Genomic DNA, 21,676 nt, shown 5'->3' with positions numbered 1-21,676 from the left:
GCAGCAACGCGGCTCGTGTCGAAACGGCAACAGACCCTAGCGATATTCGCAGAGATAGGCGGTGTCTACGGCCACCTTGAGCTGGAACTTGCTGTTGGCCTCGACGGTGAACTTGCTGCCGGCTTCGAAGGTGTTCCAGCTGTCGCTGCCCGGCAGTTTGACGGTCAGGGCGCCGGCGACGACATGCATGACTTCCAGTTGGCTGGTGCCGAATTCGTATTCGCCCGGGGCCATTACGCCGATGGTGGCAGGGCCTTCAGCCATTGTGAAACCGATGGATTTGACGGTGCCGTCGAAGTATTCGTTGACCTTGAACATCTGCGATTCCTCGGAAGGGGTTGAAAAAATTGCTGGAAGCCATGTTTAACGTCGTGTGACGACGGCCAGAAGGGTGACCGCCATGCATGGCAGGCCATAAAAGGGCCGCCAGTATGCCCAAGCGCCTTTTCTTCGTCATCAGTCTTTGAGGGGCAATACCAGTGGCAGCAGGCGGGCGGTGTTACGCGCATCTTCGAGGGCGCGGTGCTGTTGCCCTTGAAACTGCATGCCAGCCAGTTGCAATGCACTGTGCAGGCCAACCGGCCGCTGCAGTTGGCGCGCCTTGGCGAAAGCCTGTTTGAGGTTAAGGTGCGGCACCTGGGCCAGCAGGCTGTGCAACTGATGTTGACGCCATTCCTGCTCCAGCTGGCGGCGATCGTAATCACCCCAACTGCTCCAGCCGACCAGGCGTGGTGCATGCTGCGTCAGCCAGCGCTCGAACTGAGCCCAGACCTGGGACAGGGTAGCGGCGCTGTCGATCTCGGCCTGGGTGATATGGGTGAGTTCGCGGCAGAACTCGGTCAAGCACGGGCGGCGCTGTGGTTTGACGATGCGCTGAAAGTGATCCCGTTCATGGCCGTCCACACCAACCAGGCTGGCACCGATCTCGATGATTTCCATTTCCTCCATCGCCCAGCCGCCCTCATCAGTGGTGGCCTCCAGGTCGATGACTAGCCAATGCCCCATGGGCGCTCCTTAGAACCTGTCTGCGATCTGTTGCGCTTCGGCCTCGCTGCATGGAAAAGGCTCCTGGCATCAGGGCCAAGGCTCCAAGCTCAAGCATCCGTTCTGAATCGAATCGCAGGCAGTATGGAAGGCCTTTTCGGCCAGGGCAAACGTCGTTGACGCGTGCGTGGCGCAGCGACGGTTTCTGATGTTCTTCTCCTGTGGCAGAAGGTGGCGCGTAGCGTCGGATGAGGGGCGGCGTGCTGCAAAGGCTTTGATGATTCGCGCCATGCCCGTTAGGCTCTGGCGCCTATATCTGCAGGAGGTTGCTATGGCAAAGGTCACGTTTCTCGGTTTGGGCGTCATGGGGTATCCGATGGCCGGGCATCTGGCACGCAAAGGGCATCAGGTGACGGTCTATAACCGCTCGCCGGGCAAAGCCGAGCAATGGATGGGTGAATATGCCGGCAGCTCTGCGCCGACCCCGCGTGAGGCGGTGGCGGGCGCCGAACTGGTGATGTGTTGCGTCGGTAACGATGACGACCTGTGCAGCGTGATTCTGGGCGAGCAGGGCGCGTTCGCCGGTATGGCTCCGGGCGCCATTCTGGTCGATCACACCACCGCCTCGGCCGATGTGGCGCGTGAGCTGGCGGCTGTTGCGGCCGAGCATGGCCTGGGTTTTCTCGATGCGCCGGTATCCGGTGGTCAGGCCGGTGCGATCAATGGTGTGCTGACCGTGATGGTCGGTGGCGAGGCCGAAACCTATGCGCTTGCCGAGCCGGTCATCCAGAGTTACGCGCGGATGATGCGCCTGATGGGGCCGGCCGGCAGCGGCCAGTTGAGCAAGATGGTCAATCAGATCTGCATCGCCGGTCTGGTTCAGGGTTTGGCAGAGGCGCTCAACTTCGCTCAGTGCGCGGGGCTGGATGGCCATGCGGTGGTCGATGTGATCAGCAAGGGCGCAGCGCAGTCCTGGCAGATGGAAAATCGCTACAAGACCATGCTGGCCGGCGAGTTCGACTTCGGTTTCGCGGTCGACTGGATGCGCAAGGATCTGTCGATTCTGCTCGACGAGTCGCGTCGCAACGGTGCTCAACTGCCTGTGACGGCGCTGGTCGATCAGTTCTACGCCGACGTTCAGGCCATGGGCGGTGGGCGCTGGGATACCTCCAGCCTGCTGGCTCGCCTGCAGCGTAACCGCTGATCGCCAAAGGCCTCGACGGCATGCGCGGAGCTCATTAGGATCGCCGCCGTTCGCTTCCAGTCGAGGTCGTTTCATGGAGTGTCGTGCCGGTTGCGGTGCCTGCTGCATCGCGCCTTCCATCAGCTCACCGATTCCGGGCATGCCTGACGGCAAGCCCGCTGGCGTGCGCTGTATCCATCTCAATGCCGAGTTTCTCTGCGCCATCTTCGGTCGCCCGGAGAGGCCCGCAGTGTGCGGTGGGTTCAAGGCGGAAGAGCAGCTGTGCGCGGATGATCGCGAGAGCGCCATTCGTATGTTGGGTTGGCTGGAGCAGGCGACTGTCTGACGATGTGAACCGCTCACGGCCCGTGCGGGTCGAAACGCAAACAGTTCCACCGGGAGTTGCTCGAAGATGATGCGTTATTCCGTTCTGGCCATGCTGTTGTGCGTGGCCGCTGTCCAGGTTGCCGAGAGGCAGTGGCAGCTGGAGCGCGAAGAAGACGGTGTGAGCGTTTACCAGGCTGATGTACCTGTATCCAAGTACAAGGCCTATCGCGGTGTGGTGGCGATCAACGCTGACCTGGCCGGGATACAGGCGGCGCAGGAGGATGTCGCGGGGTCCTGCTCCTGAATCTTCAGCTGCCAGCAGCAGCGACTGCTCGAGACCTAGGGTAATGTGAGCGAGCTGTACACCCGTTTCGAGACGCCCTGGCCGGTGAAGGCGCGTGATTCGGTGATCCATGTGACCAGGCGCACTGATGCTGACGGCGCTGTCAAGCGCCTGCTCAAGGCGGTGCCGCAGTGATTGCCGGAGGATAAGGATTTCGTGCGGGTGTAACGTGTCGACGGCGAGTGGCATCTCAAACCGCGGACCAGGACAGGGTGGAGGTGACCTACGAGGTGCACACTGAACCGGGCGGCAGTGTGCCCTCCTGGCTGGCCAACAGTTTCGTCGTCGATGCGCCGCTGCAGACGCTGCAGGGTTTGCGAGCGAAGGTGGAAGGGCGCTGAGCGAGATACTCGCCAGGGAATAAAAAGGCTGCCAGATGGGCTAATGCCGATCAGATAAGGTTTTTTGCTCTTGCAGGGTGGACTTCAGCCCACCAACGGCGGCCGGCGTGGGCTGAAGCCCACCCTACAAGTCGAACCGACTGGCAACAGTTAAATTCCTTCCTATACGATTGCAGCGCCCGTAAACCAAGTGCCTAGGCGCTTAACTGACTGACATTAGCCAGATGGGCAGCCTTTTTCGTCTCGGGGCGCTATCAATCGCGGTTGGTCGGCAGATCGCGCTGCTCGTAACCGGTGTACAGCTGGCGCGGACGGCCAATCTTGTACGGACCCGAGAGCATTTCCTTCCAGTGCGAGATCCAACCCACGGTACGTGCCAGGGCGAAGATAACGGTGAACATCGAGGTCGGAATGCCGATGGCTTTGAGGATGATGCCCGAGTAGAAGTCGACGTTCGGGTACAGGTTGCGCTCTTTGAAGTAGGGATCGGTCAGGGCGATCTCTTCTAGGCGCATGGCCAGTTCAAGCTGCGGGTCATTGGTGATGCCCAGCTCGCCGAGAACTTCGTCGCAGGTCTGCTTCATCACGGTGGCGCGCGGGTCGCGGTTCTTGTACACGCGGTGGCCGAAGCCCATCAGCTTGAACGGGTCGTTCTTGTCCTTGGCCTTGGCGATGAACTTGTCGATGTTCGAAACGTCACCGATCTCGTCGAGCATGGCCAGTACGGCTTCGTTGGCGCCACCGTGTGCCGGGCCCCACAGCGCGGCGATACCGGCTGCGATACAGGCGAACGGGTTGGCACCCGAGGAGCCAGCCAAACGTACGGTGGAGGTGGAGGCGTTCTGCTCATGGTCGGCATGGAGGATGAAAATCTTGTCCATCGCCTTGGCCAGAACCGGGCTGATCGGTTTGATCTCGCACGGGGTGTTGAACATCATGTGCAGGAAGTTTTCCGCGTAATTCAGGTCATTGCGCGGGTACATCATGGGCTGACCCATGGAGTACTTGTAGGTCATGGCGGCGATGGTCGGCATCTTGGCCACCAGGCGCATGGCCGACACTTCGCGGTGCTGCGGGTTATTGATGTCCAGCGAGTCGTGATAGAAGGCGGACAGGGCACCAACCACGCCGCACATGATGGCCATCGGGTGGGCATCGCGGCGGAAACCGTTGAAGAAGGTTTTCAGCTGTTCATGAACCATGGTGTGGTTCTTGATGGTGCTGACGAACTTGGCCTTTTCTTCCTTGCTCGGCAGTTCGCCGTTGAGCAGCAGGTAGCAGGTTTCCAGGTAGTCAGACTGCTCGGCGAGCTGCTCGATGGGGTAGCCGCGGTGCAGCAGGATGCCTTGATCGCCGTCGATATAGGTGATTTTCGACTCGCAAGAGGCGGTCGACATGAAGCCAGGATCAAAGGTGAACCGACCCGTGGCGGTCAGGCTCCGCACATCGATTACATCGGGACCAACAGTGCCGGTCAGAACGGGCAGTTCGACGGGGGCATTGCCCTCGATGATCAACTGCGCTTTTTTGTCAGCCATATGTGGCCTCCTAGTTATGCTTGAAATCATCAGACAGCCCCCCACGCAGGGCCCGCACCACTATAGTGGGATAAATCCGAAAGTCAATTTGCGAGAACCCAGGCAGTAGAAGGGTTTGAACGGTATTTTCAACGAAAAAAGGGCGCTATTTACGCCATTTGTTTAAAGGCTGCAATGCGCTTTTTGGGGGAGGGCATTGCATTGTCATTAGTCTGCTAACTGTCTATACTCTGCGGCCGACCGCCACAGGCTTTAGGCCGTGTCATGGCGGTTGTCACTCATTGGGTGATGGGTACCTTGCCAGTGCACTTCCCAACAACTTTGCCCTGATCGTTAGGGGCTCTCAGTGTGATAAAAAAGCCGTGAATAGCCAACGACCTGTAAACCTAGACCTTCGGACTATCAAGCTTCCGATCACCGCTTACACGTCCATTCTTCACCGTATCTCCGGTGTCATCCTCTTTGTCGGTATCGCCATTCTGCTGTTTGGCCTCGACAAGTCGTTGACCTCCGAGGAGGGCTTCGCCCAGGTGAAAGAATGTCTGACCAGTCCGCTGGCCAAGTTCGTGATCTGGGGTCTGTTGTCCGCTCTGCTGTACCACCTGGTGGCCGGTGTACGCCACTTGATCATGGACATGGGCATCGGTGAGACGCTGGAAGGCGGCAAGCTGGGCTCGCAAATCGTCATCGCCGTCTCGGCGGTCGTGATCGTGCTGCTGGGGGTGTGGATATGGTAACTAATGTCACGAATTTCTCGCGTTCGGGCCTCTATGACTGGATGGCTCAGCGCGTTTCTGCGGTCGTTCTCGCGGCTTACACGCTGTTTCTGCTGGGCTATGTGATCTGTAATCCAGGTATGGGCTACGCCGAATGGCATGGTCTGTTCTCGCATGCCGCAATGCGTATCTTCAGTCTGCTGGCTCTTGTAGCGCTGAGCGTGCACGCCTGGGTTGGCATGTGGACCATCTCCACCGACTACCTGACGCCGATGGCGCTGGGCAAGTGGGCGACTGGTGTGCGTTTCCTGTTCCAGGCTGTGTGTGGCATCGCGATGTTCACGATGTTCGTCTGGGGCGTGCAGATTCTGTGGGGTTTCTGATTCATGGCTAGCATCCGTACTCTTTCCTATGACGCCATCATTGTGGGTGGCGGCGGCGCCGGCATGCGTGCTGCGCTGCAACTGGCCCAGGGCGGTCACAAGACTGCCGTGGTCACCAAGGTGTTCCCGACTCGTTCGCACACCGTTTCCGCTCAGGGTGGCATTACCTGCGCCATCGCTTCGGCCGATCCGAACGATGATTGGCGCTGGCACATGTACGATACCGTCAAGGGTTCCGACTACATCGGTGACCAGGACGCTATCGAATACATGTGCTCCGTCGGTCCGGAAGCTGTGTTCGAGCTCGAGCACATGGGTCTGCCGTTCTCCCGTACCGAGCAGGGCCGCATCTACCAGCGTCCGTTTGGTGGTCAGTCCAAGGGGCCGGACAATCCGACCCAGGCTGCTCGTACCTGTGCTGCTGCCGACCGTACCGGTCACGCACTGCTGCACACCCTGTATCAGGCCAACCTGAAAGCCGGCACCTCGTTCCTCAACGAGTGGTACGCGGTTGACCTGGTGAAGAATCAGGACGGCGCCATCGTCGGCGTCATCGCCATCTGCATCGAGACTGGCGAAACCGTCTACATCCGCTCCAAGGCCGTGGTTCTGGCCACCGGCGGTGCTGGTCGTATCTACGCCTCCACCACCAACGCCCTGATCAACACCGGTGACGGCGTGGGCATGGCCCTGCGTGCCGGCGTGCCGGTGCAGGACATCGAAATGTGGCAGTTCCACCCGACCGGTATCGCCGGCGCTGGCGTACTGGTCACCGAAGGTTGCCGTGGCGAGGGTGGTTACCTGATCAACGCCCATGGCGAGCGTTTCATGGAGCGTTATGCGCCGAACGCCAAAGACCTGGCTGGTCGCGACGTGGTTGCCCGTTCCATGGTCAAGGAAGTCATCGCCGGCAACGGCTGTGGCCCGGACAAGGACCACGTACTGCTCAAGCTCGACCACCTCGGCGAAGAAGTGCTGCACAGCCGTCTGCCGGGTATCTGCGAACTGTCCAAGACCTTCGCTCACGTCGACCCGGTCGTCGCTCCGGTTCCGGTGATCCCGACCTGCCACTACATGATGGGCGGCGTGCCGACCAACATTCACGGCCAGGCCATCACTCAGGATGCCAACGGCAACGACAAGATCATCGAAGGTCTGTTCGCCGTAGGTGAAGTGGCGTGCGTATCGGTACACGGTGCCAACCGTCTGGGCGGCAACTCGCTGCTGGACCTGGTGGTATTCGGCCGCGCCGCTGGCCTGCACCTGGAAAAAGCGCTGAAAGAAGGCGTGGAAGTCCGTGGTGCCAGCGAAACCGACATCGAACAGTCGCTGTCGCGTCTGGCTGGTGTCAACGAGCGCAGCACCGGTGAAGACGTCGCCCCGCTGCGTAAAGAGCTGCAACAGTGCATGCAGAACTACTTCGGTGTATTCCGTACTGGCGAATACATGCAGAAGGGCATCCAACAACTGGCCGACCTGCGTGAGCGCATCGCGAAAGTCAAAATCGCGGACAAGAGCCAGGCGTTCAACACTGCGCGTATCGAAGCGCTGGAACTGCAAAACCTGCTCGAAGTGGCTGAAGCGACTGCGGTTGCCGCCGAGGCTCGTAAAGAGTCCCGTGGTGCCCATGCTCGTGAAGACTTCGAGGAGCGCGATGACCAGAATTGGCTGTGCCACTCCCTGTACTTCCCAGGCGAGAAGCGCGTTGCCAAGCGTGATGTCAACTTCGCGCCGAAGACCGTTCCGGCATTTGAACCCAAGGTTCGGACTTATTAAGGGTGACTGATATGTTGCAAGTCAGTGTTTATCGCTACAACCCGGAGAAGGACGCTGCTCCGTTCATGCAGGACTTCCAGGTCGACACCGGCGGCAAGGACATCATGGTCCTCGACGTGCTGGCGCTGATCAAGGAACAGGATGAAGGTTTCTCCTACCGTCGTTCCTGCCGTGAAGGCGTGTGTGGTTCAGACGGCATGAACATCAACGGCAAGAACGGCCTGGCCTGTATCACACCGATCTCCGCTGCCGGCCTCAAGGGTGGCAAACTGGTGATTCGTCCGTTGCCGGGCCTGCCGGTCATTCGTGACCTGGTCGTCGACATGAGCATCTTCTACAAGCAGTACGAGAAGGTGCAGCCATTCCTGCAGAACGATACGCCGGCTCCGGCCATCGAACGTCTGCAGACTCCGGAAGAGCGCGAAAAGCTCGACGGTCTGTACGAGTGCATTCTGTGCGCATGCTGCTCGACCAGCTGCCCGTCGTTCTGGTGGAACCCGGACAAGTTTCTCGGTCCCGCTGCACTGCTGCAGGCCTATCGCTTCCTGGCCGACAGCCGTGACACCAAGACCGCCGAGCGTCTGGCCTCGCTGGACGATCCGTTCAGTGTGTTCCGTTGCCGCGGCATCATGAACTGCGTGAACGTCTGCCCCAAGGGTCTGAACCCGACCAAGGCGATCGGCCACGTGCGTAACATGCTGCTGCAGAGCGGTACCTGATTCGCAAGTTGCTATACCTGTAATACCTGCGAGTCCGGCCCAGGTCGGCCTCGCAGTAAAGCCAGAGCTGCAGCCCACAAAGCTGCGGCTCATACTCGAAAAATATGACGACCAGCAGGGGCATCCGGGCTGGTGCCCGGACTATCTGCGGGAACCCAAGTGGCTTTATCCGAGTCGCAGCATCATGACTTTGATCAGGACCATGCGGTATTCGCGCCGGTGGTGTCCCTTTACCGAGGGTGACCAAGCATGCAAGAAAGCGTGATGCAGCGCATGTGGGACAGTGCCCACCTATCCGGTGGCAACGCTGCCTACGTGGAAGAGCTCTACGAGCTCTACCTGCACGATCCCAACGCTGTGCCAGAAGAGTGGCGCACTTACTTCCAGAAGCTGCCGACCGACGGTAGCGCTGCAGCGGATGTGCCGCACTCGACCATTCGCGATTATTTCGTCCTGCTCGCCAAGAATTCGCGTCGTGCCCAGCCGGTTTCTGCCGGGGCCGTCAGCAGCGAGCACGAGAAGAAGCAGGTAGAAGTGCTGCGTCTGATCCAGGCCTACCGCGTGCGTGGCCACCAAGCCGCCCAGCTCGATCCGCTGGGGCTGTGGGTGCGTACCGCGCCGTCCGATCTGTCGATCAACCACTACGGCCTGACTGACGCTGACCTGGATACCACTTTCCGTACCGGCGAGCTGTACATCGGTAAGGAAGAGGCGACCCTACGTGAAATTCTCGGCGCATTGCAGCAGACATATTGTCGCACCATCGGTGCCGAGTTCATGCACATCGTCGATTCCGGCCAGCGCCACTGGTTCGCCCAGCGCCTGGAAAGCGTGCGTGGTCGTCCGCAATTTTCCGCTGAAGTGCAGGCGCACGTGCTCGAGCGCATCACCGCCGCCGAAGGCCTGGAGAAGTACCTGGGCACCAAATACCCGGGGACCAAGCGTTTCGGCCTGGAGGGTGGCGAGAGCCTGATCCCGCTGCTGGACGAAATCATCCAGCGCTCCGGCTCCTACGGCACCAAGGAAGTGGTCATCGGCATGGCTCACCGCGGCCGTCTGAACGTTCTGGTCAACACCTTCGGCAAGAACCCGCGCGACCTGTTCGACGAGTTCGAAGGCAAGAAGATCGAAGGTCTGTCGTCCGGTGACGTGAAGTACCACCAGGGCTTTTCCTCCAACGTCATGACTGCCGGTGGCGAAGTACACTTGGCGTTGGCGTTCAACCCCTCGCACCTGGAGATCGTTTCTCCGGTGGTCGAAGGTTCGGTACGTGCCCGCCAGGATCGTCGCAACGACGCCAGTGGCGACAAGGTACTGCCGATTTCCATCCACGGTGATGCGGCATTCGCCGGTCAGGGCGTGGTCATGGAAACCTTCCAGATGTCGCAGACCCGTGGCTACAAGACGGGCGGCACCATCCACATCGTGATCAACAACCAGATTGGTTTCACCACCAGCCATCCGGAAGACTCGCGCTCGACCGAATATGCCACCGACGTGGCGAAGATGATCCAGGCGCCGATCTTCCACGTGAACGGCGACGATCCGGAAGCCGTGTTGTTCGTGACCCAATTGGCTGTCTATTACCGCATGCAGTACAAGCGTGACGTGGTCATCGACCTGGTCTGCTACCGTCGTCGCGGTCACAACGAGGCCGACGAGCCGAACGGCACCCAGCCGCTGATGTACCAGCAGATCGCCAAGCAGCGCACTACTCGTGAGCTTTATGCCGATGCACTGGTCGCTGCCGGTGTGCTGAGCAGCGAAGACGTGCAGGCCAAGATCGACGAATACCGTACCGCGCTGGATAACGGTCAACACGTGGTCAAGAGCCTGGTCAAGGAGCCCAACAAGGAACTGTTCGTCGATTGGCGTCCGTACCTGGGCCACACCTGGACTGCGCGTCATGACACTCGCTTCGACCTGAAGACCCTGCAGGATCTGTCTGCCAAGCTGTTGGAAATTCCTGAGGGCTTCCTGGTTCAGCGTCAGGTGGCGAAGATACTCGAAGACCGTCAGAAGATGGGCGCGGGCGGCTTGCCGATCAACTGGGGCTTCGCCGAGACCATGGCTTACGCCACTCTGCTGGTCGAAGGTCATCCGATCCGCATGACCGGCCAGGACATCGGCCGTGGCACCTTCTCGCACCGTCACGCGGTGCTGCACAACCAGAAGGATGGCTCGACCTACGTTCCGCTGAAGAACCTGTACGACGCTCAGCCGAAGTTCGAACTGTACGACTCCTTCCTCTCCGAGGAAGCAGTACTGGCGTTCGAATACGGTTATGCCACCACCACGCCGAACGCGCTGGTGATCTGGGAAGCCCAGTTCGGCGACTTCGCCAACGGTGCCCAGGTGGTATTCGACCAGTTCATTTCCAGCGGCGAGACCAAGTGGGGTCGTCTCTGCGGTCTCACCGTTCTGCTGCCGCACGGCTATGAAGGGCAGGGGCCTGAGCACAGCTCGGCGCGTCTGGAGCGTTATCTGCAACTCTGTGCCGAGCACAACATGCAGGTCTGCGTACCGACCACCCCGGCGCAGGTCTATCACATGCTGCGTCGCCAGGTGATCCGTCCTCTGCGCAAGCCGCTGGTGGTGCTGACGCCCAAGTCGCTGCTGCGTCACAAGCTGGCCATCTCGACCCTGGAAGATCTGGCCGAAGGCTCCTTCCAGACCGTAATCGGCGAGATCGATTCGCTGGATCCGAAAAAGGTCGAGCGTCTGATCCTGTGCAGCGGCAAGGTCTACTACGACCTGCTGGAAAAACGTCGTGCCGAGGGACGCGAAGACATCGCCATCATTCGTATCGAGCAGCTCTATCCGTTCCCGGAAGACGATCTGGCCGAGGCGCTGGCGCCGTACAAGAACCTCAAGCACATCGTCTGGTGTCAGGAAGAGCCGATGAACCAAGGCGCTTGGTACTGCAGCCAGCACCACATGCGTCGCGTCGCTACCGCGCACAAGAAGTCGCTGATTCTGGAGTACGCCGGTCGTGATGCGTCGGCAGCGCCAGCCTGCGGTTATGCGTCGATGCACGCCGAGCAGCAGGAAAAACTGCTGCAGGACGCCTTTACTGTTTAACGCCTTCATCCGCCAGGTGGCAGATGCCACCTGGCGGTAAAACCGAATTTAAGGAAACGCATACAATGGCTATCGAGATCAAAGCCCCAACCTTCCCGGAATCGGTTGCCGACGGTACCGTGGCCACCTGGCACAAGAAGCCTGGCGAAGCGGTCAAGCGCGATGAGCTGATCGTCGACATCGAAACCGACAAGGTCGTGATCGAAGTACTGGCCGAGGCCGATGGTGTCCTGGCTGAAATCATCAAGAACGAAGGCGACACCGTTCTTTCCAACGAGCTGCTGGGCAAACTGACCGAAGGTGGTGCTGCCGCCGCCGCTCCGGCTGCTGCACCGGCCGCTGCCGCTGCGCCGGCCCAGGCTGCTGCTCCGGCTGCTGCTGGTGACGACGCCATCCTCTCGCCGGCCGCGCGCAAGCTGGCCGAAGAGAACGGCATCGACCCGAACAGCATTGCCGGCACCGGTAAAGGTGGCCGTGTGACCAAGGAAGACGTGGTCGCTGCCGTCGAAGCCAAGAAGAACGCTCCGGCTGCCGCTGCCAAGCCTGCCGCTGCCCTGGCTGCTGCCGCTGCTGTAGTCGCCACTGGCGACCGCCCCGAGAAACGTGTGCCGATGACCCGTCTGCGCGCCAAGATCGCCGAGCGTCTGGTTGAAGCCCAGTCCACCATGGCCATGCTGACCACCTTCAACGAAGTGGACATGACCGAAGTCATGGCCCTGCGTTCGAAGTACAAGGACCTGTTCGAGAAGTCCCACAACGGCGTGCGCTTGGGCTTTATGTCGTTCTTCGTCAAGGCAGCTACCGAAGCGCTGAAGCGTTTCCCGGCAGTCAACGCCTCGATCGACGGCAACGACATCGTTTATCACGGCTACGCCGACATCGGTGTTGCCGTGTCCAGCGACCGTGGCCTGGTGGTGCCGGTATTGCGTAACGCCGAGCAGATGAGCCTGGCTGAAATCGAGAGCGGCATCGCCACCTTCGGCAAGAAAGCCAAAGACGGCAAGCTGTCGATCGAAGAAATGACTGGCGGCACCTTCACCATCACCAACGGTGGTACCTTCGGTTCGATGATGTCGACCCCGATCGTCAACCCGCCGCAGGCTGCGATCCTGGGTATGCACAACATCGTTCAGCGCCCGATGGCGATCAACGGCCAGGTGGTGATCCGTCCGATGATGTACCTGGCGCTGTCTTACGACCACCGCCTGATCGATGGTAAGGAAGCCGTGACCTTCCTGGTAACCATCAAGAACTTGCTTGAAGACCCGGCTCGCCTGCTGCTGGAAATCTAAAAGCCAGTCTCCTCCACGGCGGCCCTGTTCTCAGGGCCGTCCGGTTTATTCGAGAAGGAATACGTTATGACCCAGAAATTCGACGTGGTAGTCATCGGTGCCGGCCCTGGTGGCTATGTAGCCGCCATCAAAGCAGCGCAGCTCGGCCTTAAGACTGCCTGCATCGAGAAGTACCAGGGCAGCGACGGCAAGGTCGCTCTCGGCGGCACTTGCCTGAACGTCGGTTGCATTCCGTCCAAGGCGCTGCTGGACAGCTCCTGGAAGTACCACGAAGCCAAAGAAGGCTTCGCTGTACACGGCATCGAAGCCAAGGGTGTGACCATCGACGTGCCGGCCATGGTGGCGCGCAAGAACACCATCATCAAGAACCTCACCGGTGGTGTTGCCGGCCTGTTCAAGGCCAACGGCGTGACCCTGCTGGAAGGCCACGGCAAGCTGCTGGCTGGCAAGCAGGTCGAAGTGACCGGCACTGACGGCAAGAGCCAGGTGGTCGAAGCCGCTCATGTGATCATCGCTTCCGGCTCCAAGCCGGTCGAGATCCCGCCGGCACCGGTCGACCAGGATGTGATCGTCGACTCCACCGGCGCCCTGGAATTCCAGAGCGTACCGAAGAAGCTGGGCGTCATCGGCGCTGGCGTCATCGGTCTGGAACTGGGCTCGGTCTGGGCTCGCCTGGGCGCGGAAGTCACCGTCCTGGAAGCCATGGACAAATTCCTCGCAGCCGCCGACGAGCAGATCGCCAAGGAAGCCCAGAAGACCCTGACCAAGCAGGGCCTGGACATCCGCCTGGGCGCTCGCGTTACTGGTACCGAGGTCAAGAAGAAGCAGGTAACCGTCACCTTCACTGACGCCAATGGCGAGCAGAAGATGACCTTCGACAAGCTGATCGTGGCCGTAGGCCGTCGTCCGGTGACCACTGATCTGCTGGCTGCCGACAGCGGCGTGGACCTGGACGAGCGCGGCTTCATCTTCGTCAACGACCAGTGCGAAACCAGCGTTCCGGGCGTTTACGCCATCGGTGACGTGGTGCGCGGTGCCATGCTCGCGCACAAGGCCTCGGAAGAGGGTGTGATGGTTGCCGAGCGTATCGCCGGCCACAAGGCGCAGATGAACTACGACCTGATCCCGTCCGTGATCTACACCCACCCGGAAATCGCATGGGTCGGCAAGACCGAGCAGCAGTTGAAGGCCGAAGGCGTTGCCGTCAACGTCGGCACCTTCCCGTTCGCTGCCAGCGGTCGTGCCATGGCGGCCAACGACACCGGCGGCTTCGTCAAGGTCATTGCCGACGCCAACACCGACCGTGTACTGGGCGTGCACGTGATCGGCCCAAGCGCTGCCGAGCTGGTACAGCAAGGCGCGATCGGCATGGAATTCGGCACCAGTGCCGAAGACCTGGGCATGATGGTCTTCTCCCACCCGACCCTGTCCGAGGCGCTGCACGAAGCGGCCCTGGCGGTCAACGGTGGCGCGATCCATATCGCCAATCGCAAGAAGCGTTGAGTGTGCAAATGGCCGGTAGCGTCCGGCCACTGCAGCAGTTGTTGTAAGCCACCGTGGTAGGTGGGGCGTCGTGTAATCGCCTCATCGCCACGGTGGTATTTGCAAGCAGAACCACGTCGGGTGGCCCGCGTCGAGCTCGACTCGCGGCGGAAGGCCCGGCGGACTGCTTCGGCAGTCACAGGTGGTGCGGTATCACAAGTACAGCGCCGAATGCGCAATACCTAAACGAAGACGGTAGACAAGCATGAATCTTCACGAGTATCAGGGTAAGCAGCTCTTCGCTGAATACGGCCTGCCCGTATCCAAGGGCTTCGCGGTAGACACCCCGGAAGAAGCCGCAGAAGCCTGCGAAAAAATCGGCGGTAGCGAGTGGGTCGTCAAGGCTCAGGTCCACGCTGGTGGCCGCGGTAAAGCCGGTGGCGTAAAGCTGGTCAAGAGCAAAGAAGACGCCAAGGCCTTCGCCGCCAACTGGCTGGGCAAGCGTCTGGTGACTTACCAGACTGACGCCAATGGTCAGCCGGTCAGCAAAATCCTGGTCGAATCCTGCACCGACATCGCCAAGGAACTGTACCTGGGCGCTGTAGTGGACCGCTCCAGCCGTCGCATCGTGTTCATGGCTTCCACCGAAGGTGGCGTGGACATCGAGAAAGTGGCCCACGAAACCCCTGAGAAGATCCTCAAGGCCACCATTGATCCGTTGGTCGGCGCTCAGCCGTACCAGGGTCGCGAGCTGGCTTTCCAGCTGGGCCTGGAAGGCAAGCAGGTCGCTCAGTTCGCCAAGATCTTCGTAGGTCTGGCCAAGCTGTTCAAGGATCACGATCTGGCTCTGCTGGAAGTCAACCCGCTGGTCATCAAGGCCGACGGCGACCTGCACTGCCTGGACGCGAAGATCAACATCGACGCTAACGCCATGTACCGTCAACCGAAGCTGAAGACCTTCCACGACCCGTCGCAAGACGATCCTCGTGAAGCCCACGCTGCCAGCTTCGAGCTGAACTACGTGGCCCTGGAAGGCAACATCGGCTGCATGGTCAACGGTGCCGGTCTGGCCATGGGTACCATGGACATCGTCAACCTGCACGGCGGCAAGCCAGCCAACTTCCTCGACGTAGGTGGCGGCGCAACCAAAGAGCGCGTGACCGAAGCCTTCAAGATTATCCTGTCCGACAGCAACGTCGCTGCCGTTCTGGTGAACATCTTCGGCGGCATCGTTCGTTGCGACATGATCGCCGAAGGCATCATCGGCGCCGTGAAAGAAGTCGGCGTGAAAGTGCCGGTCGTGGTCCGTCTGGAAGGTAACAATGCTGAGCTGGGCGCCAAGGTCCTGGCCGACAGCAGTCTGAACATCATCGCGGCTACCAGCCTCACCGACGCTGCCCAGCAGGTCGTCAAAGCCGCGGAGGGCAAGTAATGAGCGTCCTGATCAATAAAGACACCAAAGTCATCTGCCAGGGCTTCACCGGCTCGCAGGGCACTTTCCACAGCGAACAAGCCATCGCCTACGGCACCAAGATGGTTGGCGGCGTGACTCCGGGCAAGGGCGGCACCACTCATCTGGGCCTGCCGGTGTTCAACACCGTCAAGGAAGCTGTAGAAGCTACCGGCGCTGACGCGTCGGTCATCTACGTACCGGCTCCTTTCTGCAAGGACTCGATCCTGGAAGCCGCCTTCGGTGGCATCAAGCTGATCGTCTGCATCACCGAGGGTATTCCTACCCTCGACATGCTGGATGCCAAGGTCAAGTGCGACGAGCTGGGCGTGACCCTGATCGGCCCGAACTGCCCAGGCGTGATCACTCCGGGCGAGTGCAAGATCGGCATCATGCCGGGTCACATCCACCTGCCAGGCAAGGTCGGTATCGTTTCGCGTTCCGGCACCCTGACCTACGAAGCTGTCAAGCAGACTACCGACGCCGGCTTCGGCCAGTCGACCTGCGTCGGCATCGGCGGTGACCCGATCCCGGGCTCCAACTTCATCGATATCCTGAAGCTGTTCCAGGAAGACCCGCAGACCGAAGCGATCGTTATGATCGGTGAGATCGGCGGTTCCGCTGAAGAAGAAGCTGCGGCCTACATCAAGGCCAACGTCACCAAGCCTGTCGTTTCCTACATCGCCGGTGTTACCGCACCTGCGGGCAAGCGCATGGGCCATGCTGGCGCCATCATCTCCGGTGGCAAGGGCACTGCAGACGAGAAATTCGCTGCACTGCAGGACGCTGGCGTGAAAACCGTGCGTTCCCTGGCTGACATCGGCAAGGCCCTGGCCGAGCTGACCGGTTGGGAAGTCAAGAAGGCCTAAGCCTTCGCTGACTGCTCGCGATAAGGCCACCTTCGGGTGGCCTTTTTCGTTGTGCGCCAGGCATGGCGCGTAGCGCCGTGACTGGCGCTGTTCGGTTCATTGTGGTGGTGGACTGGACGACTTGGAGGTGAAAGTCCTCTACACACCCGGCAAGGGGAAGTGTTAGCCAGAGGCAAGGGTGTCGCGGGCGNCTGCGAATCTGAAGGAAGCCCGAGGCAAAATGCTGGCCTGACGAACAGGAAGCGGATAGAGGCGGCGTAGCGGGGTGAGGTAGCAGCGATTGCCAAAGCCCGATACTTGCACGGAACGCTACGACGTAAACCGCCTTATACGGAACCGTACGTACGGTGGTGTGGGAGGACGGCGGGGGTAACCCCGTCTCCTACCCGATTTTGAACGCGTGCGTATCCGGCGCCTTACCCCACAAGTGGGGCAGAGGGTCTCAGGACCGGGTATTGGATGCGCGCATGCTTCGCCAAGCTCAATCGAACTGGTACTGCACGCCCGCGCCAACATACCAGGCGCGCTCCGGGCCGGGTTCGTAATAGCGGCCTGCTGGGCCCGGGCTGCCATTGTCATTGGCCACGATCACCGAGCCGATGTACTCGCGATCCAACAGGTTGTCGATGCGTAGCACCTGGTTGAAAGTCATTGCACCGACCTTCTGTTCGAAGCGTGCCTGCCAGTTGAACAGTGCATAGCTGGGCGCTGCCTTGGCAGTATTGCTGTCTTCGACGTACAGCTTGCTGCGGTACAGGCCTTCGACTGCGGTGCTGAACCAGCCCACCGGCTGCCAGGCGAGTTCACCATACAGGGTGTTGGCGGGAATGCCTGGCATGTGCTTGCCGGATTCTACGAGTTGATTACGACTGGTGAAATCCTTGCTGTAAGTGGCGTCGATGTGGGTGTAGGCGAGGTTGGCGCGCAGGGTTTCGCTCAGATGGCTTTCCAGGGAAAGCTCAAGGCCACGGCGGCGGGTTTGGGCGGCGTTCTGGAAGCTGTTGCGGCCACCACTGGCCGATGCTACGACCAGCTCGTCGTCGGTATCGATCTGGAACAGCGCCACTTGCAGATTGGTGGCCTCGGCCAGACGGGCTTTCAGCCCAATCTCGAACTGCTCGCTAGTTGCAGGTTTCAGATCGAAGCCGAAGCTGTTGCCTGGGCCTGAGTAGGAGAGTTCGTTGAGCGTGGGTGTCTCCAGCCCCTTGCCCCAACTGGCATAGATATTCAGATCTGGCAGCAAGGCGTAACTGGCGCCAAGAGTGGGCGTGAGCTTGCGGTAGGTGACCGAGCCGCTGTCGTCGCCATTGCTCAGGAAGCGGTCATCCACGTCGAACTCCACCTGGCTGTGGCGCAGCCCAGCCTGTATCTCTAGCTTGCCCAATTGCCAGGCTGCCTGCAGATAGGGCGACAGACTGGTGACCTCATTACGCTCGTCGCGGCGCAGATCGCCCTTCACACCGAGGGTGTCACCGACGAAGTTCTCGTAGCCCTGACGGTCATCGCGCGAATAGTCGTAGTCCAGGCCGGTGGTGACGGTCAGCAGGCTGCTACCCAGGTCGAACGATTGAATCCAGCGGTTGCCGATACCGTGGAAGCGGCGCTCGAAGTCGATCACTCCGCCGGAGTGGCTTTGTGGTGCTTGAAAGTTTGGGCGAATCGACTGGTACTGAATCACCCGCCGTGTCCCGCTGTACAGCGTGCTTTGCCAGATGCCAGCGGCAAAGCTGCGTTCGTAGTTGAGACCGAATTGACGATGATCAACGGTCTTGCGCGTATTGAACTCCAGAGCGCTAGGCGCGGCAGCACGCCGGTTGGCTTTTACATCTTTCCACTCCAGCCCCTGCGGGTCCTGGGTGTCGTTCTGATCCAGTTCGCTGAAGCTCAGGCTGAGCTTGCTGAGGTCATCCGGGTACAGGGTCAGCTTGGCAAAGGTCTTGTCGAGGATGGCGCCGCTGTGGTCGCGGTAACCGTCTGTCTCGAAATGCGAGCGGTTGATGATGAAACCGGCTCTGTCGTTGCCGCCTTCGGCCGAGACGCGGGTACGGCTGGTGCCGTAAGCGGCCTGGGAGGTGTCGAGCGCGACCTTGGGGGCACCTTCGCCATCGCGCGAGAACAGCTGGATGACACCACCGGAGTTGCTGCCGTAGACGCTGGCGAATGGCCCACGCAGGACCTCGATGCGCTCCAGGGTGTCGAGGTCGAAGGTCGCCGCCTGGCCCTGGCCGTCCGGATTGGACAGCGGCACACCATCAGCCAGCAGCTTGATGCCACGAATACCGAAGGCCGAGCGGGCGCCAAAGCCGCGTGAGGATATTTGCAGATCCTGCGCATAGTTTTGCCGATTCTGCACCACCAGTCCCGGAACGCTGCCGAGTGCTTCGGAGAGGTTGACGCCGGTTTTGCCCAGTGTGGCCTGTTCGGCATCGATGCGGTTGACCGAGAAGGGCAGTTGCCAGCCGCTGGCCAGATAGCGGCTGCCGGTGATCACCAGTGGGTCGGCCTGGTAGGTGGCGTTTTCGGCCTGTGCAGCCAGTGGCAGGAACAATGCGGGCAGCCAGTAGCGGGCCAGCGCTGGGTGATAGCCATTAGCGGAAATGCTCTACGAAATGTTGCCGAAATAGGGTTGTCGGATGATTTGGGTAGCGCTGACATTTGGATCAAACAATGAGCGGCGCCACCTCGATGGTGCCCATGGAGTTCCCATGCAACAGCAGTCTTGCGCATTGGCCGCCCGTACCACCCTGGTGGTCATGGGGGTCAGTGGCTCCGGCAAGAGCGAGATCAGCCAGGCGGTCGCCACCGCACTCGGTTGGCGCCATATCGAAGCCGATCATTTCCATCCTCCCGAAAACATAGAGCGCATGCGCGCGGACAACGCGCTGAGCGACGAAGACCGTCGCCACTGGCTGGATGCACTGTGCGAGCAGATTCAGGGCGCGCAGGCCGCAGGTGAATGCTTCGTGCTGGCCTGCTCGGCGCTCAAGCGCGCTTACCGCGAGCGCCTGCGTCAGGTGGTTCCGGGGTTGCAGTTCGTGCATCTGGATATTGATCACGCCACCGCGGTGCAGCGTGTCGGCGCTCGGCCTGGACATTTCATGCCGACTTCTCTGGTCGACAGCCAGTTCGCCACCCTCGAAAGCCCGGCAGGTGAACCATACGTACGAGTCGTCGATGCGCAGCAGTCGCGGCAAGCGTTGGTGGCCGATATCCAGGCCTGGGTTCGTCGCGAAGCCACGGAGGCCGTGTCGAGCCAGGCCCAGGATATGCTCGATAGCGAAATTGATAGCGCTAACCAAGCAGCCCAGCTAGGCGCCGAACCGATCTATGAGGGTCGCATCGCGCGCATGTTCGATCGCCTGACCGATGGCCTGATGGCGGTGCTGATGGCCTTCATGGTGGTGGCGGTGTTTACCAATGTGGTGCTGCGCTACGCCTTCGGCACCGGCTGGCCGGGCGCCGAGGAGCTTTCACGGTTGGCGTTCGTCTGGCTGGTCTTCGTCGGTGTGGCCTCTGGCATGCGGCGGGGCGAGCTGATGACATTCCGCATGATTCGCGACCGCTTCCCACTGCTGGCGCAACGGCTGGTGGATTCACTGAGCTGGATTCTCGTGGCAGGAGCGAGCCTGCTCTCGGCCTTGGGTGCTTGGAATCAGGTGCAGTTCGGTTGGGGCAACGTCAGTACGGTGGTTGGTTACCCAGTGGTGCTGGCGATGCTACCGGTGCTGGCAAGCATGCTGGTGCTGGCGATTCTCGCCGTGGTGCAGTTGATCAACCTCTGGCGGCGTACGCCGCAGCCGGCCCTGAGTGAGGCGCACGTCGAATGAAGCTGGCTCCATTCCAACAAGACGGGCACTGCCCACCGAGGACCTGCCGATGACTGTCGCGGTATTTCTTTCTTCCCTGCTGGGGTTCATGGCATTCGGCATGCCCATCGCCTTTGCCCTGATCCTTACCGCGGCCGTACTGATGTGGTACCTGGATTTCTGGGACGTGCAGTTGCTGGCGCAGAACCTGCTCGCCGGCGCTGACAGCTTCCCGCTGCTGGCGGTGCCGTTCTTCATCCTGGCCGGCGAGCTGATGAACGCCGGCGGCATTTCCCGGCGCATCATCGCCATGGCGCAGGCCTACTTTGGCCACCTGCGCGGAGGCCTCGGCTACGTTGCCATTGCGGCCGCCGTGCTGCTGGCCAGCATGTCCGGTTCGGCACTGGCCGATACTGCTGCGCTCGCCACCCTGCTGTTGCCGATGATGCGTCAGCGCGGTTATCCGGTGCATTCCTCGGCGGGCTTGGTAGCCGCTGGCGGCATCATCGCGCCGATCATTCCGCCGTCGATGCCGTTCGTGATCTATGGCGTGGTCACCAACACCTCCATCAGCCAGCTGTTCATGGCTGGCCTGGTGCCGGGATTGATCATGGGCGCCGGCCTGATCGTCGCCTGGACGCTGATCGCTCGCGACTTCACCGAGCCTACGCCGCCCAAGGCTACTGCTGCCGAGCGTCGCCGCGTGCTGATCGACGGCGCCGCTGCCCTGATGCTGCCGGTGATCATCGTTGGCGGTCTGCGCTTCGGTATCTTCACGCCCACCGAGGCCGCCGTGGTAGCCGCCATGTACGCGCTGGCCGTGTCCACCTTGCTCTACCGCGAGTTGAGCTGGAACGACCTGATGGAGACCCTGACCCGTGCCAGTCGCACCACGGCGTCGGTGATGTTCCTGTGCGCCGCGGCGACGGTCTCGGCCTACATGATTACCCTGGCGCAGTTGCCTGACGAAATCGGCGCCATGCTCGGGCCGCTGGCCGAGCACCCCAAACTGCTGGTACTGGCGATCATGCTGCTGATGATCGCAGTGGGCATGGTGCTCGACCTGACGCCGACCATCCTGATTCTGGCGCCAGTGCTGGCGCCCATCGCGATCAAGGCTGGGGTCGATCCGGTGTACTTCGGCGTGATGTTCGTGCTGATCGGCTCCATCGGCCTGATCACGCCGCCTGTGGGCACCGTGCTTAACGTCGTCGGCGGTATCGGCAAGTTGCGCATGGAGGTGCTGGTACGCGGCGTCATGCCGTTCTTCCTGATTTACCTGATCATCGTCGCGTTGCTGGTGGCGTTCCCGTCCATCGTCACCGTGCCGCTGGCCTGGCTGCGCTGAGTTGACCTGACGGCGTTGGCGCGCCGACATCATTCACA

17 protein-coding genes and 1 pseudogene are annotated in these 21,676 nt (G+C 60.9%); 14 read left to right on the top strand and 4 right to left on the bottom strand.

Annotated features, from left to right (window positions below):
- Positions 1-36: 36 nt before the first annotated feature.
- Positions 37-318 (bottom strand): pyrimidine/purine nucleoside phosphorylase, encoded by a 282-nt coding sequence (ppnP, locus tag DBO86_RS05035; protein ID WP_003459961.1) that lies wholly within the window; start codon positions 316-318, stop codon positions 37-39.
- A 138-nt stretch (positions 319-456) separates the two neighbouring features.
- Positions 457-1,005, bottom strand: coding sequence for a 3'-5' exonuclease (locus DBO86_RS05030; protein ID WP_108233131.1), 549 nt, complete (start codon positions 1,003-1,005; stop codon positions 457-459).
- 268 nt (positions 1,006-1,273) lie between these two features.
- Here DBO86_RS05030 and DBO86_RS05025 point away from each other — a divergent pair, with 268 nt between their 5' ends.
- The 3 genes and pseudogenes from DBO86_RS05025 to DBO86_RS05015 all read left to right on the top strand — a co-directional run bounded on the left by DBO86_RS05025 (position 1,274) and on the right by DBO86_RS05015 (position 3,178).
- A complete protein-coding gene (locus DBO86_RS05025; protein ID WP_256672069.1) occupies positions 1,274-2,188 on the top strand; it encodes an NAD(P)-dependent oxidoreductase in 915 nt (304 codons plus the stop codon).
- A 73-nt stretch (positions 2,189-2,261) separates the two neighbouring features.
- Positions 2,262-2,513, top strand: coding sequence for a YkgJ family cysteine cluster protein (locus DBO86_RS05020; RefSeq protein WP_003459965.1), 252 nt, complete (start codon positions 2,262-2,264; stop codon positions 2,511-2,513).
- A gap of 66 nt (positions 2,514-2,579) precedes the next feature.
- Positions 2,580-3,178: pseudogene (locus tag DBO86_RS05015) on the top strand (START domain-containing protein).
- A 254-nt stretch (positions 3,179-3,432) separates the two neighbouring features.
- On the opposite strand, the gene gltA reads toward DBO86_RS05015, so the two are convergent.
- Complete coding sequence (gene gltA / locus DBO86_RS05010) at positions 3,433-4,716, bottom strand: citrate synthase (RefSeq protein ID WP_059392428.1); 1,284 nt, start codon at positions 4,714-4,716, stop codon at positions 3,433-3,435.
- Between the two features lie 362 nt (positions 4,717-5,078).
- Between gltA and sdhC the strand changes: the two genes are divergently transcribed.
- From sdhC to sucD, 9 genes are all read left to right on the top strand, one after another.
- Entirely contained in the window at positions 5,079-5,453 is a 375-nt protein-coding gene (gene sdhC / locus DBO86_RS05005; protein ID WP_003459981.1) for a succinate dehydrogenase, cytochrome b556 subunit, read from the top strand.
- Complete coding sequence (sdhD, locus tag DBO86_RS05000; protein WP_003459983.1) at positions 5,447-5,815, top strand: succinate dehydrogenase, hydrophobic membrane anchor protein; 369 nt, start codon at positions 5,447-5,449, stop codon at positions 5,813-5,815. The genes sdhC and sdhD overlap by 7 nt, the downstream gene beginning before the upstream one ends.
- A 3-nt stretch (positions 5,816-5,818) precedes the next feature.
- Positions 5,819-7,591 carry a succinate dehydrogenase flavoprotein subunit gene (sdhA, locus tag DBO86_RS04995; RefSeq protein ID WP_003459985.1) on the top strand — a complete coding sequence of 591 codons (1,773 nt, stop codon included), beginning with the start codon at positions 5,819-5,821 and terminating at the stop codon, positions 7,589-7,591.
- Positions 7,592-7,602: 11 nt separating this feature from the next.
- A complete protein-coding gene (locus DBO86_RS04990; RefSeq protein ID WP_003459986.1) occupies positions 7,603-8,310 on the top strand; it encodes a succinate dehydrogenase iron-sulfur subunit in 708 nt (235 codons plus the stop codon).
- 249 nt (positions 8,311-8,559) lie between these two features.
- On the top strand, positions 8,560-11,391 hold the full coding sequence (locus DBO86_RS04985; protein ID WP_108233129.1) for a 2-oxoglutarate dehydrogenase E1 component: 2,832 nt from the start codon (positions 8,560-8,562) through the stop codon (positions 11,389-11,391).
- A gap of 65 nt (positions 11,392-11,456) precedes the next feature.
- Complete coding sequence (odhB, locus tag DBO86_RS04980) at positions 11,457-12,683, top strand: 2-oxoglutarate dehydrogenase complex dihydrolipoyllysine-residue succinyltransferase (RefSeq protein WP_074856060.1); 1,227 nt, start codon at positions 11,457-11,459, stop codon at positions 12,681-12,683.
- Positions 12,684-12,749: 66 nt separating this feature from the next.
- Positions 12,750-14,186 carry a dihydrolipoyl dehydrogenase gene (gene lpdA, locus DBO86_RS04975; protein WP_108233128.1) on the top strand — a complete coding sequence of 479 codons (1,437 nt, stop codon included), beginning with the start codon at positions 12,750-12,752 and terminating at the stop codon, positions 14,184-14,186.
- 244 nt (positions 14,187-14,430) lie between these two features.
- A complete protein-coding gene (gene sucC, locus DBO86_RS04970) occupies positions 14,431-15,597 on the top strand; it encodes an ADP-forming succinate--CoA ligase subunit beta (protein ID WP_108233127.1) in 1,167 nt (388 codons plus the stop codon).
- Positions 15,597-16,484 (top strand): succinate--CoA ligase subunit alpha, encoded by an 888-nt coding sequence (sucD, locus tag DBO86_RS04965; RefSeq protein WP_003459991.1) that lies wholly within the window; start codon positions 15,597-15,599, stop codon positions 16,482-16,484. The genes sucC and sucD overlap by 1 nt, the downstream gene beginning before the upstream one ends.
- 481 nt (positions 16,485-16,965) lie before the next feature.
- On the opposite strand, the gene DBO86_RS04955 is transcribed toward sucD, so the two are convergent.
- Positions 16,966-19,032, bottom strand: coding sequence for a TonB-dependent receptor family protein (locus DBO86_RS04955; RefSeq protein ID WP_170961189.1), 2,067 nt, complete (start codon positions 19,030-19,032; stop codon positions 16,966-16,968).
- A 157-nt stretch (positions 19,033-19,189) separates the two neighbouring features.
- Here DBO86_RS04955 and DBO86_RS04950 point away from each other — a divergent pair, with 157 nt between their 5' ends.
- Both DBO86_RS04950 and DBO86_RS04945 read left to right on the top strand, forming a co-directional pair.
- Complete coding sequence (locus DBO86_RS04950; RefSeq protein WP_108233126.1) at positions 19,190-20,311, top strand: gluconokinase, GntK/IdnK-type; 1,122 nt, start codon at positions 19,190-19,192, stop codon at positions 20,309-20,311.
- A 49-nt stretch (positions 20,312-20,360) separates the two neighbouring features.
- The gene (locus tag DBO86_RS04945) at positions 20,361-21,638 is read left to right on the top strand and encodes a TRAP transporter large permease (RefSeq protein ID WP_108233125.1); all 1,278 of its coding nucleotides are present in this window, start codon (positions 20,361-20,363) and stop codon (positions 21,636-21,638) included.
- Positions 21,639-21,676 lie beyond the last annotated feature (38 nt).

The sequence above is a fragment of the Ectopseudomonas oleovorans genome (assembly GCF_003052605.1).
In the GTDB taxonomy this organism is placed as follows: domain Bacteria; phylum Pseudomonadota; class Gammaproteobacteria; order Pseudomonadales; family Pseudomonadaceae; genus Aquipseudomonas; species Aquipseudomonas oleovorans_A.
Note: the sequence above shows the minus strand (reverse complement) of the source record. Positions and strands in the feature narration are given on the sequence as shown.